Origin of the sequence: Pradoshia sp. D12, from assembly GCF_008935075.1 — a bacterium.
Taxonomy (GTDB): domain Bacteria; phylum Bacillota; class Bacilli; order Bacillales; family Pradoshiaceae; genus Pradoshia.
In genome coordinates, this window is sequence record NZ_CP044545.1 from 2,794,731 (window position 1) to 2,809,071 (window position 14,341).

Here is a 14,341-nt window from a genome sequence, read left to right on the forward strand (position 1 = left end):
TGGCGTTAATCTTTACCATCCTTTTTATCACTTATATCAATTTTTTATTTACAATCCACATTTAAGCTGAGCACCGCAGTTCGTACATGTATTGCACCCACCAAGTTCCTCCACTTTTCCTTGGCGGCAGACCGGACAAGTATTTCCAACTTCGCTTCCGATTGTTACGCTTGTTGATTCAAGTGCATCAATTGTGTCGATAAGAACAACATGCTGCTTCGTATGTTGTGGCTGAGTGGATTGATCCGTATCGTTTTCAGCCTTTAACGTTAATACCTGTGTATCACGGCTTCCATCTACGTATACAGTTCCACCCTTAGCTCCGCCTTTATATAGACGCTCATACACTCGTTCTACTTGTTCAACGGAATATCCTTTCGGTGCATTTACCGTTTTACTGATCGAGCTATCAATCCAACGTTGGATAATGCATTGTACATCAGCGTGTTTCTCAGGAGTTAAATCCATTGCAGAAATAAACCATGAAGGTAGATTATTGCTGTCTGCATTAGGATTGCGACGTAAATACTCTTCTACTATATCAGCTTTCACTTCAATAAATTTACCCAAACGTCCGCTTCTGAAATATGTGAATGAGAAGTATGGTTCAAGACCTGTAGAAACACCTACCATTGTACCAGTGCTTCCAGTAGGAGCAACTGTTAACAAATGTGAGTTACGAATACCATATTTCATGATTCCTTCACGAATATGTTCAGGCATTTTTTTCATATACCCTGTATTAATAAAACGTGTGCGCAATTCTTTCGTTTCTTCCTCTGATTCACCAACTAAGAATGGGAAGCTGCCTTTTTCTTTCGCGATTTCAATAGATTCCTCATATGCTGCAGTTGCAATTGTTTCAAATACAATATCAACCAGCTTATTTCCTTCTTCGGAACCATATTCTTTTTCACAATAAATAAGCATATCATGCAGACCCATTACACCTAGGCCAACGCGTCTTTCCCCTAGAGCCTGTTTTTTATTGGCTTCAAGGAAGTATGGAGTCGCGTTAATAACATTATCCTGCATGCGCACGCCCACTTTTACCGTTTGTTTCAGTTTCTCCAAGTCCACTTGTTTGCGATCTTTATCTGTCATTTCAGCCAGATTGACAGCAGCCAAGTTACATACAGAATAAGGAGCCAATGGCTGTTCCCCACAAGGATTCGTCGCAACTACTTTTTGACCGTACGCTTTAGCGTTTGTCATATCGTTTGCATTATCGATAAAGAAAATGCCCGGCTCCGCAGAATAAGTCGCACAGATATTGATTAAATTCCATAATTCGCGAGCTTTAATTTTACGATATACACGCACAGCATAACCTAGTTTCTCCCATTCGCGTACATCACCGCAATCAGCCCATTTTTCATTATAGGCTTTCATATCTTCTTCATTATAGGACTCAACATCCGGGAATCGAAGTTCATATTCTCCGTCATTTTCTACAGCTTCCATAAATTCTTTTGTTAAGCACACTGAAATATTGGCACCTGTTAAAAAGTCTGGATTATGAACAGTATCATTTCCACCAGCGGAAAGTTTTTCTTCTGCTTCCTTAATGATTGCCTCATTAAATCCGCCAAACCCCGAGATGTTTTTATAATTGACTATGCCTTGATACATGGCTTCCTCTTGCATTGTGAGCGGAGTGAATTTCAATTTTTCAGATGCATGTCTACGAATTACTTCATCCTTGCTGACTTCCATTAAGAAGCGCAAAATTTTAGGATTTTGCATTTTTGAGATGATAAATTCTACGATATCCGGATGCCAGTCAGAGAGCATAATCATTTGAGCTCCGCGACGGGAACCACCCTGTTCAACTAAGTGAGTTAATTTTGCAATATCATCCAACCAGGATACTGCACCTGAGGATTTTCCGTTTACACCGCGAGCAAGCGTGTTTCTTGGACGTAAAGTGGAACCATTCGTACCGACACCGCCTCCGCGACTCATAATTTCCATCACATGTTTGCGATGTTCAGAAATCCCTTCACGGCTGTCATTAATAAATGGCATTACATAGCAGTTAAAGTAGGTTACTTCTGTTTCAGAACCGGCTCCATAGAGCACACGTCCTGCCGGGATAAAATTCGTTTGAACTAATTCATTATAAAATTTATCAAACCATTCCTTGCGTTTCTCTTCCGTTTTTTCAACTTCAGCCAAACCGCGTGCATTCCGTTTCGCAATCTGTTCATAATAAATTTCAAGTGGTTTTTCAATGACGTCGAGTGATTTACAAATCAGACCGGTTTTAATTTCATCATGCTTGTCCAAGGATGAGCGGAATTCTTCTTCAACCAATACATGTGCTTTCTTGGCTTCCCAATCAATATGTTGGATGTACCCAAGTCCACGGGCAGGAAATTTTGGGTCTTCTTTAATGGTAAGTACAACAAAATCTCCATTACTAAGTGTCATTTTTTCCGTATCTTTGAAGGAATAGCGATCTATCATCACAAGCCTTGAAACACCCTTATACGTCTTATTCATGTCTGGAGTAATCGGAAAAACTTGCGGAAATAGGGCTATATCTTTATTTAACCTTTCGACATTTATAGACAACTTGCGATTTGTTACAGTAGGCAATTTGATCTCTCCTTCAACCAATAATATTATCTCTTTTTTATTTATCTTTGTTAAGTTCTTAAATGAATATCTCTACGTTATCATAGGCTACATTTTAATTCAACATATAGTATTTGTATTTTTATAATTCATACCACATATAGTGTCTGGAGCATCTTCTGCTAAAATTGTCAATTATTAAAATTTTACAAAAAGTAAAGAAAATCAAAGATATAATCTTCTTTTTAACTATTTTCGAACCAAAATAAACAAAATCTCAGCTTGCATATTATGAAGCTTAACTATGCTTCATATAACAGCATTTTTGCATTTTCGACCCAAAATTTTTTTCCTAAAAAATAAATTTTTGTCCATAATGCACGATACTTGATTTATAGTGATTTGTAAACTTATTGTCCTTTCTAATAACGCTATATCGATATAACCATTATTTTGAATCCAAAGACAATATGTCTACCTTCCTAAATGCAATAATTTTTTATCACAAATTCGTAAACTATTACCAGAAATTTTTTTTGCCAGACAAATATACGAACTGTATAATAGTAAAGTGAACAGAAAGAGAAAGTGGGGATTGAATTGCCAACATCATTAATCGTATTAATTGTTCTGGCTGTATTGATCATTGGATATTCCATCTACAGTTGGTTCTCCAGCAAAAAAATGGTTACGACATTGTCCCAAGAGGACTTTAAAGCTGGCTATCGAAAAGCTCAGTTAATAGATGTTCGTGAGCAAAAAGAGTTTGATGGCGGACATATTTTAGGAGCCCGCAACATACCTTCAACACAATTGAAAATGCGTATGAAGGAACTCCGCAAAGATAAACCTGTTTATCTTTATTGTCAAAGCGGAATGAGAAGCACACGAGCTGCTCAGATGCTATATAAAAAAGGCTATCGTGAACTTTATCAACTCGAGGGCGGCTTCAAACAATGGAAGGGTAAAATTAAAACTAAATAAAATCAAAGAGCCAATGCAGGGTATGCACTTGGCTCTTTATAATTAAACGGATATTTTTTATGATTTCGTTTTATTACCACTGTTAAATTCATCTACCAGATTCTCTGCTGCTTTTTTATACAGCTGGCTCATATGAGAAAGAGAAGCGATCATTAATAATTTCTCAAAATATTCAACATCGCCATTGAACTCATCCAGAGTGCCGCCTAAATGTACCCCTTCTTCTTTTGCCTCAGAGATACTCTCTAGTATGTCTTCTTTAAATTTATGAGCATTGTGATCAGTCAAGCGCAGAAAGCTGGAATACAGCTCATCAAGCTGTAAGTCTTCCTCTACTATCTTAGTGTTCAAGGGTCCCAGAATCGTTTTAATGTCACTTATAGAGAGTGTCCCTTTCAACTGATAAATCAGGCTGATTACTATTAAATGCCGCTTAGAATATTTTTTATTTTTAATAGGAAAAAATACTTTACCCTTGGCATAATTGTTAATCATCGTTTTAGTTAAAACTTTTTCATCATCATTCCGCTTAGACATTTTGAATTTACTCTCGAATAATTGAATGACTTGATCCATATATAAATCAATATCTGGTATATCCTCTAATGTGATTTTATCTTGCAATCCCAGTTGATTGATAAGTTCTTCATTGTTTTTCATTTTGTAACCTCTGTTTACTAATAGTAATTTCTATTATACATTAACCATTCAGATTCTGTAAGGATGGTGAACTTTTAGCATTTTATAATTTATCGGAATACTTGGCAATTTGCTCTATCTCATAGGAAGCAACTTCATTTATACCCTTTTTATCCTGCAGCGCACATATATACATAGCCTCTGCCACCATTTTTCCTTGTACCGGCTTATATTTCTTAAGAGGACCTTTAAATACAAACGGGCAAGATTTACTGACTAAAGCTGCCAATCCCTCTCCCAATCTAAATTCTTGCCTATTCCCCAATAAAAGTGATGGTCTAAAAATGGTTAGACTGTTTAATTGAAGCTGTTTCAATGCAGTCTCCAGTTGCCCTTTTGTTTTGCTGTAAAACACATGGGATTTTTCATCAGCACCCATTGCAGAAATAATTAAGAATTGACGAACCTGGTGCTGTTTAGCATTCTCTGCAAGCATCAACGGGTATGTATAATCGACTTTCCTAAACGCTTCCTTTGTCTTCGCTTTCTTAATGGTTGTACCCAAACAGCAAAAAATACAATCAACATCACTTGGTAGAGGTTCCTGATCCAATTGTTCAAAATCCGGAAAACTTTCCCTAAGCTTTGAATGTTGAATACCCGTGCTGGTCCTTACCCATACAATCACTTTCTCAAATTCACGTGAATCCAAAAGCGTTGTCACCAATTCCTTTCCAACTAATCCGGTTGCCCCAATTACTAACCCTACTTTACCGGTCATCTATTTTCCTCCATCTACCCTTTATTTTCGTTTCCTCTATTATAATCTATTTTCGTCATGCATGAATTCCATTAAAATTGAGAAAATAACTATAAATCCATAAGAGGGAGGATGAAATATATGAAAGAAGAAAGCACTCATGAATTTGTAGAAAATTTGCATGAAAAGCAACAAAAGGCTGAAAAGAACCAAGCTAAACAAGGATATGGACGTCCAAGCAAAAAACTTCCAAATAAACAGCATTAATACCTTGTAATCGAATGCCATGAGTTATGTTTCTCATGGCTTTTTGCTTACTTGCCAGCCTTTCTTACGATTAATCCCATAAATAGAGTAACACCTATTAGTAGTACCACTAAAACCCATTACTTCCATTAACATAAAATTCCCTGTTAGATAGCATTATTTTATAAAGCCCTCAAAAATTCATAATATTGCTCCTTCTTATATTGCAGGTTAGTGGAATCAAACAACCTTATATATTCATATCTTAGGAAAAATGATTTGGGTGTGATTAAAGAATATGAAAACAAAACACATAATCAAGTTGTTTTCTATACGATTAGGTGGTCTACCATTAAAAAATTTTTAGTACTAGATTTTATAACAGGTACAGGTATTTATTATGCATTTAAAATTATTTCATCCAGCGTTTTAGTTGGTGTTTTAGGAAGTATTATTTGTACCGAAGGGATTAAACGGTTACCTGGCAAACTAATGCGTTGATTGGAAAGGGTAAGGATTCTAGCTAGTTATTATGTTTGTTAATATGAAAATAGCCCCACCAAAAAGGAAGTAGCTTATTGGACTAACGCTCTTTCAGTTTAAGTAATTTTTATCACAACAGAACCCTCCTATTGACTAGGAGGGTTTTAATATTTCTATAGTCTAGATGCCTACTCACCTACCATCCCATCACCATCGTTATCCCGCATATAAGGGTACAACCAGTGGTCACTCGTTATAGGCATACTGAAACCTGCATCTTTTGCTTCTTTAATCGTCACCTCACCATTACCGTTCGTATCGACACTAGAAATATTACCGCCTGTATTTGAACTGATTGAGTTTTCACTTGAACTAGTTGAGTTTTTACTTGAACTGGTTGAGTTAGAAGACTTGCTTTCTGTTAAACCAAGTGATTGGTTTACTTCATCCGGGTTAACATTGTCAAATTTATCTACAACTTTGTTGCCCTTGATGGTATACGTATACTTATAGCTTGAAGGAACCTGTGTTTTTGTATTCGGATAGGTGATAATTGCTTCAAAATTTGTCGCACCACCTGCATCACGAATCACTTTTTCCATATATGCTTGGTCGCCATACCTGTTCAATGTACTTTCTTGTGGGGTAATATTATAAGCATTCGATACCCCTCCTAGAGAGTCAGCTATGATATGTCCTTCATCAAAATTATCACTTTCAACACCCGGAACTTTTGCCTCATCAGAGTAATATCTACCAGATGATGTTACAGGCTCGCTACTGTCATCTTGTAGAATAATCTCGTCCGCAATGACACGTACTAGTTGCCCGTATTCATTAGTAAACGCCCAATATTTGCGATCCCCATAGCCGATATCCACGACAACATTGGGTTCACGATAACCAGATAAATCGCCACCATCCACTTTGATAAGTTTGTATCCTGAGAACTGTGTCTCCTCTTTTTTCTTAGCTTCCGCCTTTGTCTTAGCTTCTGCTTCTGCCTTTGCCTTAGCCTCCGCTTCCGCCTTTGCCTTAGCCTCCGCTTCCGCCTTTGCCTTAGCCTCCGCTTCTTCCTTTGCCTTAGCCTCCGCTTCCGCCTTTGCCTTAGCCTCCGCTTCCGCCTTTGCCTTAGCCTCCGCTTCTTCCTTCGCCTCAGCCTCCGCTTCCGCCTTTGCCTTAGCCTCTGCTTCTTCCTTCGCTTTAGTTTTTTCTTCCTCTGCTTTAACCGTACCTACTTCTTGCTGTTGCTCTACCTGTGCGCTACTATCAGCAGACTCTTCTACTGGAGGAATTATTGAACTTAAAGTAATACATAATATCGCTGCAGCACCAAAAATCATTACTACATGCAACCTTTTGGCTTCAGGAGCTCTCTTCAAAACAAAGCTCGGTTTAATTAAGCCCACAAATAAAGCTGCGATAGATACTAGAAATAGGATAAGAAGCAAATTATCAATTACTGAAGGTGACAGTATCCAAATAAAAGATACTGCTATTGCGCCCCCAAAAACCCGCCACACAAATGGCTTATTTCTTTTAGTTTCTGGAAGCCATGAAAGAACAACGTTCGGATCATTCAAACCTACGATTAGACCTAGAAAAGATATTAAAAGCAGTCCAACCAACAAAGCCATCTTTCTTCCTCCTTCTATTTTTGTAATTAATATGGATAACAAATAGGCTTTTCATAATAGCTCATATTCTTATTTACCACTCGGCAATCCGAACTCAATCTAGATATTATTTCCATATAGTAATAGAACGGGAAAATTATGAAGAGACCTCCAGAATCAATCCAAAGGTTTACGTTTTGAGATGCTTTTCTAAAAATACTCTGAAGTAATAACCTTTTTGATATCATAAATGGCATAAAGATAAAGAAAACACGCCCCAAAAAACGGCGTGTTTTCTTTATTGTAAATATTACTTCTTCTTTAACTAATCCTCCATTAATTTATTAAAATGCTATCTACGCCCACAATTGGGTTCGTTCTTTATACTCCTCTGATAGATTCACCAGTCCCCCCTATTTCCTCCAAGTAGTATTATAGCTTCGTTTGTTATACAAGATCTCAGTCCACCTAGCCTTATATATATTTATACAAGTAGGGGGTGAACAGTTTAGCGGAGGAAATCCATATCAGTCCCACATCCCCGTAAATTCTACCCTGGCTACTGATAGAATAAATCCATATAAAAAGTTCAACCAGAAAGTTCTGGCTGAACTATATAATACGAACCATACCAACTTCCCCTTCCATACGAAAGCCACAATCTTTACGAAACAGCCTTTTGTTAAGGTTCTTTATAATGACCCATTACCTTTTTCATAACAAAAAGGAAGGAAACAAAGCTTCCCTTCCTTTATATATATTTTTCTCTCATGTAGATTTATTCAGCTTTCATATCAACTACGGCTTTTTTTCCTTCCAATATATCCAGACTTAACTGAACTGATTCTCCGATGGCTTTTTCTATATCATCTGGCTGTACACCAAAGTGGTCAACAATTGTCTTTTTATCAATGAAAAGATTTTTAGTAAAGATTTTTGCGAATTCAGCCGTATCCAATCCCAGTTCTATTCCAGCACTCTTTTGTTTTTCTGCTTTCGCCTTCATCGCTTCAATATAATTAGTGGCAGGAATTGTTATGATTTCTTTGTCCGGTGTTCCCATGTATTTATGGAAGATGGTCAGCATTTCTTTCCACTCCATATTATAATAGCCAACCGGGTAATTACCTGTCTTCCCATTTATTAAGGCACCAGCAATGCACTCCCCGATCTGCTTCGCTGTCACCATGGTTGTTCCTCCTTCAGGATACATGACAGCTTCTTTCATATTTTGAATCTGTTCAACAAGGAATACCCAAACAGGCTTACGTCCCTGCTGGCTTCCAAAGACATATGGAACCTCCAAAACGGCTACACTCATATCATCATCCCCGAAGGATAAAGCCATATTAGCCTGATCTACACGGTTCCTTATATATGGATGGTGCTTCGTCAGTTCATACTCGGGTAGTTCTCTATTAAAATAAGCAAAATACGACCCCAGTACAACTGAATGTTTGACACCGCATTCCTTTGCTATTCTTAATAGCCGTTCTAATGGTGTAATATTATATTTTTCAAAAAATGAATAGATTGGTGATGGTGCCTCTACTCTTTCATCTACACCTGCCGCAAAAACAAATCCGTCACAGCCTGTTAAATATTTACGAATATCATCATCTGTCAATGTTAAATAATTTCCCAGAGTTATCTCCATTTCTTCAGGAAGGTTACTGCCTTCAGGGATAGGTGGCAGTGACAATGTTGCCACTTCATGCCCTTGTTCAATTAATACCCTTGCGCCTTCAGCACCTAATAAGCCCGTACCGCCAATCATAAATACTTTCATGTTGGTTGCCTCCTCCATTTCATTCTCCTAAATTTTATCATCTAAGATAGTGGTATATTTGACCAAAAATGTATTTTATGTGAAATCTTATACTCACATTTCCCTTTACCTTTAAACGGTAAACAAAAAAGCTCCCAGGTAGAACACCTGCAAGCCTATTCCTCAATTTCCTGAAGCATAACACTCTCCACATAATTCACAAATCGACGTAAATCCTGAGCCAGTTCGCGATTTATTTGGCCTTCTTCATACATTCGCTGAATGTCAGCTCGTTCAGCTTCAATAGCTTTGAAACGTAATTCTTCTTTTTGCTGATCCTTCATACTATTATTTGAACGGGCTTTATTTGGTTGCTTCAGTTTATCAATAATTCTTCGATACTCATAAATGATGGATGAAACATGTGAATTGTTCGTTTCCTCTACATATTTTTCTAGACTTTCAATGGCAGCTTTTGTCGCCTGAATCTGAATATCCCGCATATCATTTAACAGGACTGCCGTCTTTTCGTTTTCCTTGGTTATCACACGCTTATATTGCTTATACTTCCTATATAATTGGCCAAAAAGAGTCGTTATTTTGGACATGAAATTCTCTGTGAGTAAATTTTCTCTTATATCCAAGGACTTCTCGAGTCTTTTCACAATCTCTTCACTTACAGAACCATCAGCAGCAGCCTCCTGGATATAATGTCTTTCTGCTCTTAAACCAACTAAGCGAGCCTCAATTCTCTCTTTTTGCGATACCTTAATAAATTCTAAATCCTTATTTTCATAGCGAATTTGCTCAATCATCTTTTTATATTCACCAATTAACTCGTAACCAGCGGATTGATTCTCCGGCTCTAGTTCTTCTTCAATCCGCTTTATGGCAGTCCTCAATATTTTTAATTTCATCTGAGCATCTAAAAACTCTTTCTCTTCATCATTCTCTGGTTCAATGGCTTTTTTACTGATCAGAGGCAATAGAATAGTCGCAGCTAAAAGAGTAAATAAAATAACACCGCCTGCTATAAATACAATTAGAGAACGTTCAGGAAATAAATCTCCAGTTGCTACAAAGTATGGCATTGACAATACACCTGCCATCGTAATTGCACCGCGTACGCCGGTCAAGCCGGTTAGAAGGGCCACTTTCCAGCTGGGCTTCGATTGTTCTTTTCGGTTAGTTATGTAATAACCCATGCTTAAGAAGCAGTAGGACCAAACAATTCGGATAATCATGATAGCCAAACCAATCGCCAGGACATAACCGAGCACAAGCCAATTGCTGATTAGAGGATTCTCTACCGTTGCTCTCATAGAAGAAGGCAAACTCAAGCCCAATAATAAAAACACCACTCCATTGAGTACAAACAAGATGATCGACCACATATTCTCAGTGACCACCTGTTCCTCAGCACTTTTCATTCCAGTCTTTTCACTTAAACTGGAATGAACAATACCTGCAGCTACTACAGCAATTACACCAGAGGCGTGCAGGACTTCTTCTGAAACAATATAAACAATAAATGGCGTTACAAATTGCAGCAAAGAATAAAAGGTGACATCCTGTATCCCTTGTCTTCTTAGTGAATAACGGATTAGGATAGCTAATAATCCGAGGATAATACCAGCAATCGCACCAACAATTACCACATAAACAAAATCGGCTGCTGCCTCCTGTAATGAAAAATAACCTGTTACAACCGCAGCAACCGCATAATTAAAGGCAATTAAACCAGACGCATCATTAATCAACGATTCGCCTCGAACAAGACGTAAAATAATCGTCGGTAAGTAAATCCTTTCGGCAATTCCGTTCACCGCTACTGGATCCGTTGGAGAAAGGATAGCTGCTAAAGCAAAAGCAGCGGCCAACGGAATACTGGGAATCAGCCAGTTAATAAAATATCCGCCAATTATAGTCGTTAAAAAAACAAGAATAAATGCATTGGCCAATATTGGCCAGCGCATTTTCCATAAATCATCGCGTGGAAATCGACGTCCATCATTAAATAATAGTGGTGCAATAAATAAAAGCAAAAACCATTCCGCTTTTAACTCAAATGATAGATCCTGTATGAATAAAGCAAATAAAATCCCCAAAGCTATTTGAGTTAAAGCGGTGGGGATGGATGGAATATAGTGGCTAATAATATTCGATATTAAAAGCATGACTAAAAGCAATATAATTGATAAAAGTAAATCCATTATTCTCCCTCTAACTCGATATTAATAATTTTTATATTCTGCCACAAAAGGAGGCTACTTATTAATATACCCATTCAGATATGTGGAAAACTTTTCTCTTTAATCGGATTCATTACTGTGTTGTAATCGATCCGCGTTTGAAAAGTGGGTGGCATCTGTTTATAATGTCTAACAATATCCACGTAACCGCCTCCTTTGTTTTGCCTTTTCTATAATTATAAAGGAATATATTTCTAAAGGAGATTAAATAACGGAAAAATCAAATTCTTTTATTTAAGTGAGGACAATCTCAAAGTACAGGAGGCAAGGAAATACTTGGGGAATTATATACAAAATCTAATTAATCAATTACCCGAACTTAAAGTAGGACAAAGATTTATTCTTGGTATTGATGGCCTCAGTCGTTCTGGGAAGACGACTTTTACCAAAAGAATGAAACAGTCACTTGAGAAACAGAGTCTATCATTTCACCTTTTTCATATTGATGATTTTATTGTAGATAAAGATAAACGTTATCACACTGGTCACGATGAATGGATTGAATATTACCGACTCCAATGGGACGCGGAGTGGCTAAGAGCTAATTTTTTCAATCAATTAAAGAAATCAACTGAGTTACTCCTCCCTGCATATGACCCCACCACTGATAAGCAAAAATGGCAAGTAATCCAGATTCCAGCAACTTCCCTCATTATCGTTGAAGGTATATTTCTGCAAAGAAAAGAATGGAGAGCATTCTTTGATTTTATGATTTACCTAGATTGTTCCAGAGTAACTAGATTCAGCCGGGAAAGTAAGACCACACAGGAGAATATCGATAAATTTCAAAATCGATACTGGAAAGCAGAAGAGTATTATATAAAGAAAGTTACCCCGCTAGAACGAGCTGATTTGGTTATCAAGAATGATGATTAGATCTTTAGGATGGATCTAATTAAAACAGCCCTTCCGAACGATTCGGAAGGGCTGTTTAGATCGGTGAGCATCCTATTATTATTCAAATGCCTCATATACCTTTAATTTCTTTCCTTTAACAGTTTTATTCTTCATAGCCTGTAAGACGATTGGACCTTTATTGTTCAATATTTCAACAAATGTAGCCTGGTCTTGAATTGTGATAATTCCAATGTCTTCAGCAGATATGCCTTCAATTTTTGCAATTGTCCCCACAAAATCGACAGCTCTCAATTTCTTTTTCTTGCCGCCATTGAAAAACAGCTTCATAATTCCACTGTTTAATTCGGTCGTTTTATCTTCCTTTATCTCATTTTCGAACATTTTTGATTCGAAATTCGGCCTGCATTTTTCTACTTCTGCTTCAGTTGGCTCCTCTTTTACCTGAATAGCAAAGCCTATATATTCTTCTGTCTCTCTCAATAATTCTTCATCAAAAGGAGTTACAAAAGAAATGGCTACTCCCGTATGTCCCGCACGGCCCGTTCTTCCCGTCCTATGTACATAGGATTCCTTTTCCACTGGAAAATCGTAATTCAAGACATGTGTAATATTTTCAATATCAATTCCGCGCGCAGCGACATCCGTGGCAATTAAATATCGAAACTCACCCCGTTTAAATTGATTCATAACATCGAAGCGGTCCTCTTGATACATTCCACCATGAATTTTACCGCATGAATACTCCCATTTAACCAATGTATCAAACAGATTGTTTACCTGTTCCTGTGTGCGGCAAAAAACGATGCAGCTATCCGCATTCTCTATCGTCGTAACTTTCCTTAGCAGCTCCGCTTTCTTTTCATGCTTGACCCTATAATAAGAGTGTTCGATCAACTGAGTCGTCATCTCTTTTTTGTTAATTTCAATAAAGATTGGTTCTTTTAAATATTGATTGGATAGGTTTTGAATATCATCCGGCAATGTTGCTGAAAACAGCATGCTGATTCGTTCCTTAGGTAATTCATTTATAATGGCTTCAACCTGATCAATAAAGCCCATATTCAACATTTCATCTGCTTCATCAATTACCAAATAGCGAAGTTCATCAACATTTAATGTACCTTTTTGAATGTGATCCAACACTCTTCCAGGTGTTCCAACAACAATATGATTTTTTTGCTTAAGCTCCAGCTGCTGCTTAGCAAATGATTGCTTTCCATAAACAGCAGCTGCTTTAATCCGCTTAAATCGGCCAATATTCGTTAAATCTTCCTTCACCTGCGCAGCCAATTCTCTGGTCGGGGTTAGGATAAGTGCCTGAGGCTTATTTTCAATCCACTCTATATGATGGCAAATCGGGATTCCATACGCAGCTGTTTTCCCACTGCCAGTTTGTGCTTTTACGATAAGATCCTGATTACCAATCGCAATTGGAATCACCTTTTGCTGGACCTCTGTCGGTTGAAAATAATTCATTTTACTTAATGCCCGAATAATTTCGGGACTTATGTTAAAATCATTGAAGCTATGTTCAGTCATGTATGTTCCTCTTTTTCGGTTACTTAGCTGATTCTCCACTTGAGAGATGCTTTTATCCATTATACCTGATTGGCACTGAATAATCGAAATTAGAACGATACTCTAATCTCAGGCTACCGTTCTAAAACACTGTATAATAATGAATCACGCCAGCCTTCTCTCATGATCAAATGGTCGCGAATGATTCCTTCCCTAACCATTCCAACTTTCACCAACACCTTTGCTGAACCTATATTTCTTGGGTCACAGGTTGCAAATATACGATGCAGGTTCAGTTCCTTAAATCCAAATTCAATTAACAAAGACGCGACTTCTGTCGCCACTCCTTTTCCCCAATAATCCGGATTAACAATATAGCCAATTTCTCCAGCTTTATTAGTGAAACTTCGTATAGTAAGCTCTCCAGCCCCAATCATATTTCCATTATAAATAATTGCGAAGACAAACCTTGCTCTTGGTTTTTTTGTTGAATCTTCGATTACTTGGCTCACAAATTTTTTCGATTCTTCTTCCGTATTCGGTCCCCAGGGCTGGTACTGACAAACGATATCTTGTGATGCGTATTTATGTACATCAACCCAATCACTACTAATCATTTCTCTCAGCATGATTCTTT

At 37.5% G+C, this 14,341-nt stretch carries 12 protein-coding genes; 4 read left to right on the forward strand and 8 right to left on the reverse strand.

Annotated elements, in window-relative coordinates; genetic code table 11:
* Positions 1-48 precede the first annotated feature (48 nt).
* Positions 49-2,601 carry a vitamin B12-dependent ribonucleotide reductase gene (locus tag F7984_RS13390; protein ID WP_066105649.1) on the reverse strand — a complete coding sequence of 851 codons (2,553 nt, stop codon included), beginning with the start codon at positions 2,599-2,601 and terminating at the stop codon, positions 49-51.
* Between the two features lie 579 nt (positions 2,602-3,180).
* Here F7984_RS13390 and F7984_RS13395 point away from each other — a divergent pair.
* Positions 3,181-3,564 carry a rhodanese-like domain-containing protein gene (locus F7984_RS13395; protein WP_225983605.1) on the forward strand — a complete coding sequence of 128 codons (384 nt, stop codon included), beginning with the start codon at positions 3,181-3,183 and terminating at the stop codon, positions 3,562-3,564.
* Between the two features lie 57 nt (positions 3,565-3,621).
* Here F7984_RS13395 and F7984_RS13400 read toward each other — a convergent pair whose 3' ends face one another.
* Together F7984_RS13400 and F7984_RS13405 are read right to left on the reverse strand one after the other, a co-directional pair.
* Positions 3,622-4,224, reverse strand: a complete 603-nt coding sequence (locus F7984_RS13400) for a DUF1836 domain-containing protein (RefSeq protein ID WP_066105014.1) — start codon at positions 4,222-4,224, stop codon at positions 3,622-3,624.
* Between the two features lie 82 nt (positions 4,225-4,306).
* Positions 4,307-4,984, reverse strand: coding sequence for an NAD(P)H-binding protein (locus F7984_RS13405; protein ID WP_139892497.1), 678 nt, complete (start codon positions 4,982-4,984; stop codon positions 4,307-4,309).
* A gap of 120 nt (positions 4,985-5,104) precedes the next feature.
* Between F7984_RS13405 and F7984_RS13410 the strand changes: the two genes are divergently transcribed.
* Together F7984_RS13410 and F7984_RS13415 are read left to right on the forward strand one after the other, a co-directional pair.
* On the forward strand, positions 5,105-5,230 hold the full coding sequence (locus tag F7984_RS13410) for a DUF4023 domain-containing protein (RefSeq protein WP_077248062.1): 126 nt from the start codon (positions 5,105-5,107) through the stop codon (positions 5,228-5,230).
* A 264-nt stretch (positions 5,231-5,494) separates the two neighbouring features.
* Complete coding sequence (locus F7984_RS13415) at positions 5,495-5,710, forward strand: hypothetical protein (protein WP_225983606.1); 216 nt, start codon at positions 5,495-5,497, stop codon at positions 5,708-5,710.
* Positions 5,711-5,880: 170 nt separating this feature from the next.
* Here the strand turns inward: F7984_RS13415 and F7984_RS13420 are convergent, their stop codons facing one another.
* The 3 genes from F7984_RS13420 to F7984_RS13430 all read right to left on the reverse strand — a co-directional run bounded on the left by F7984_RS13420 (position 5,881) and on the right by F7984_RS13430 (position 11,289).
* Positions 5,881-6,987 carry a DNA/RNA non-specific endonuclease gene (locus F7984_RS13420; protein WP_225983731.1) on the reverse strand — a complete coding sequence of 369 codons (1,107 nt, stop codon included), beginning with the start codon at positions 6,985-6,987 and terminating at the stop codon, positions 5,881-5,883.
* Positions 6,988-8,086: 1,099 nt separating this feature from the next.
* Positions 8,087-9,097 (reverse strand): NAD-dependent epimerase/dehydratase family protein, encoded by a 1,011-nt coding sequence (locus F7984_RS13425; RefSeq protein ID WP_140462029.1) that lies wholly within the window; start codon positions 9,095-9,097, stop codon positions 8,087-8,089.
* Between the two features lie 155 nt (positions 9,098-9,252).
* Positions 9,253-11,289, reverse strand: coding sequence for a Na+/H+ antiporter (locus tag F7984_RS13430; protein ID WP_066105025.1), 2,037 nt, complete (start codon positions 11,287-11,289; stop codon positions 9,253-9,255).
* Positions 11,290-11,604: 315 nt separating this feature from the next.
* Between F7984_RS13430 and F7984_RS13435 the strand changes: the two genes are divergently transcribed.
* The gene (locus F7984_RS13435; RefSeq protein ID WP_140462028.1) at positions 11,605-12,204 is read left to right on the forward strand and encodes a kinase; all 600 of its coding nucleotides are present in this window, start codon (positions 11,605-11,607) and stop codon (positions 12,202-12,204) included.
* A 78-nt stretch (positions 12,205-12,282) separates the two neighbouring features.
* On the opposite strand, the gene F7984_RS13440 is transcribed toward F7984_RS13435, so the two are convergent.
* A complete protein-coding gene (locus F7984_RS13440; RefSeq protein ID WP_140462027.1) occupies positions 12,283-13,725 on the reverse strand; it encodes a DEAD/DEAH box helicase in 1,443 nt (480 codons plus the stop codon).
* A 113-nt stretch (positions 13,726-13,838) separates the two neighbouring features.
* Positions 13,839-14,333 carry a GNAT family N-acetyltransferase gene (locus F7984_RS13445; protein WP_140462120.1) on the reverse strand — a complete coding sequence of 165 codons (495 nt, stop codon included), beginning with the start codon at positions 14,331-14,333 and terminating at the stop codon, positions 13,839-13,841.
* Positions 14,334-14,341 lie beyond the last annotated feature (8 nt).

Coding starts and splice junctions, on each gene's coding strand:
- F7984_RS13400 (WP_066105014.1), bottom strand. CDS start 4,224: ATGAAAAACAATGAAGAACTTATCAATCAACTGGGATTGCAAGATAAA.
- F7984_RS13405 (WP_139892497.1), bottom strand. CDS start 4,984: ATGACCGGTAAAGTAGGGTTAGTAATTGGGGCAACCGGATTAGTTGGA.
- F7984_RS13410 (WP_077248062.1), top strand. CDS start 5,105: ATGAAAGAAGAAAGCACTCATGAATTTGTAGAAAATTTGCATGAAAAG.
- F7984_RS13425 (WP_140462029.1), bottom strand. CDS start 9,097: ATGAAAGTATTTATGATTGGCGGTACGGGCTTATTAGGTGCTGAAGGC.
- F7984_RS13430 (WP_066105025.1), bottom strand. CDS start 11,289: ATGGATTTACTTTTATCAATTATATTGCTTTTAGTCATGCTTTTAATA.
- F7984_RS13440 (WP_140462027.1), bottom strand. CDS start 13,725: ATGACTGAACATAGCTTCAATGATTTTAACATAAGTCCCGAAATTATT.
- F7984_RS13445 (WP_140462120.1), bottom strand. CDS start 14,333: ATGCTGAGAGAAATGATTAGTAGTGATTGGGTTGATGTACATAAATAC.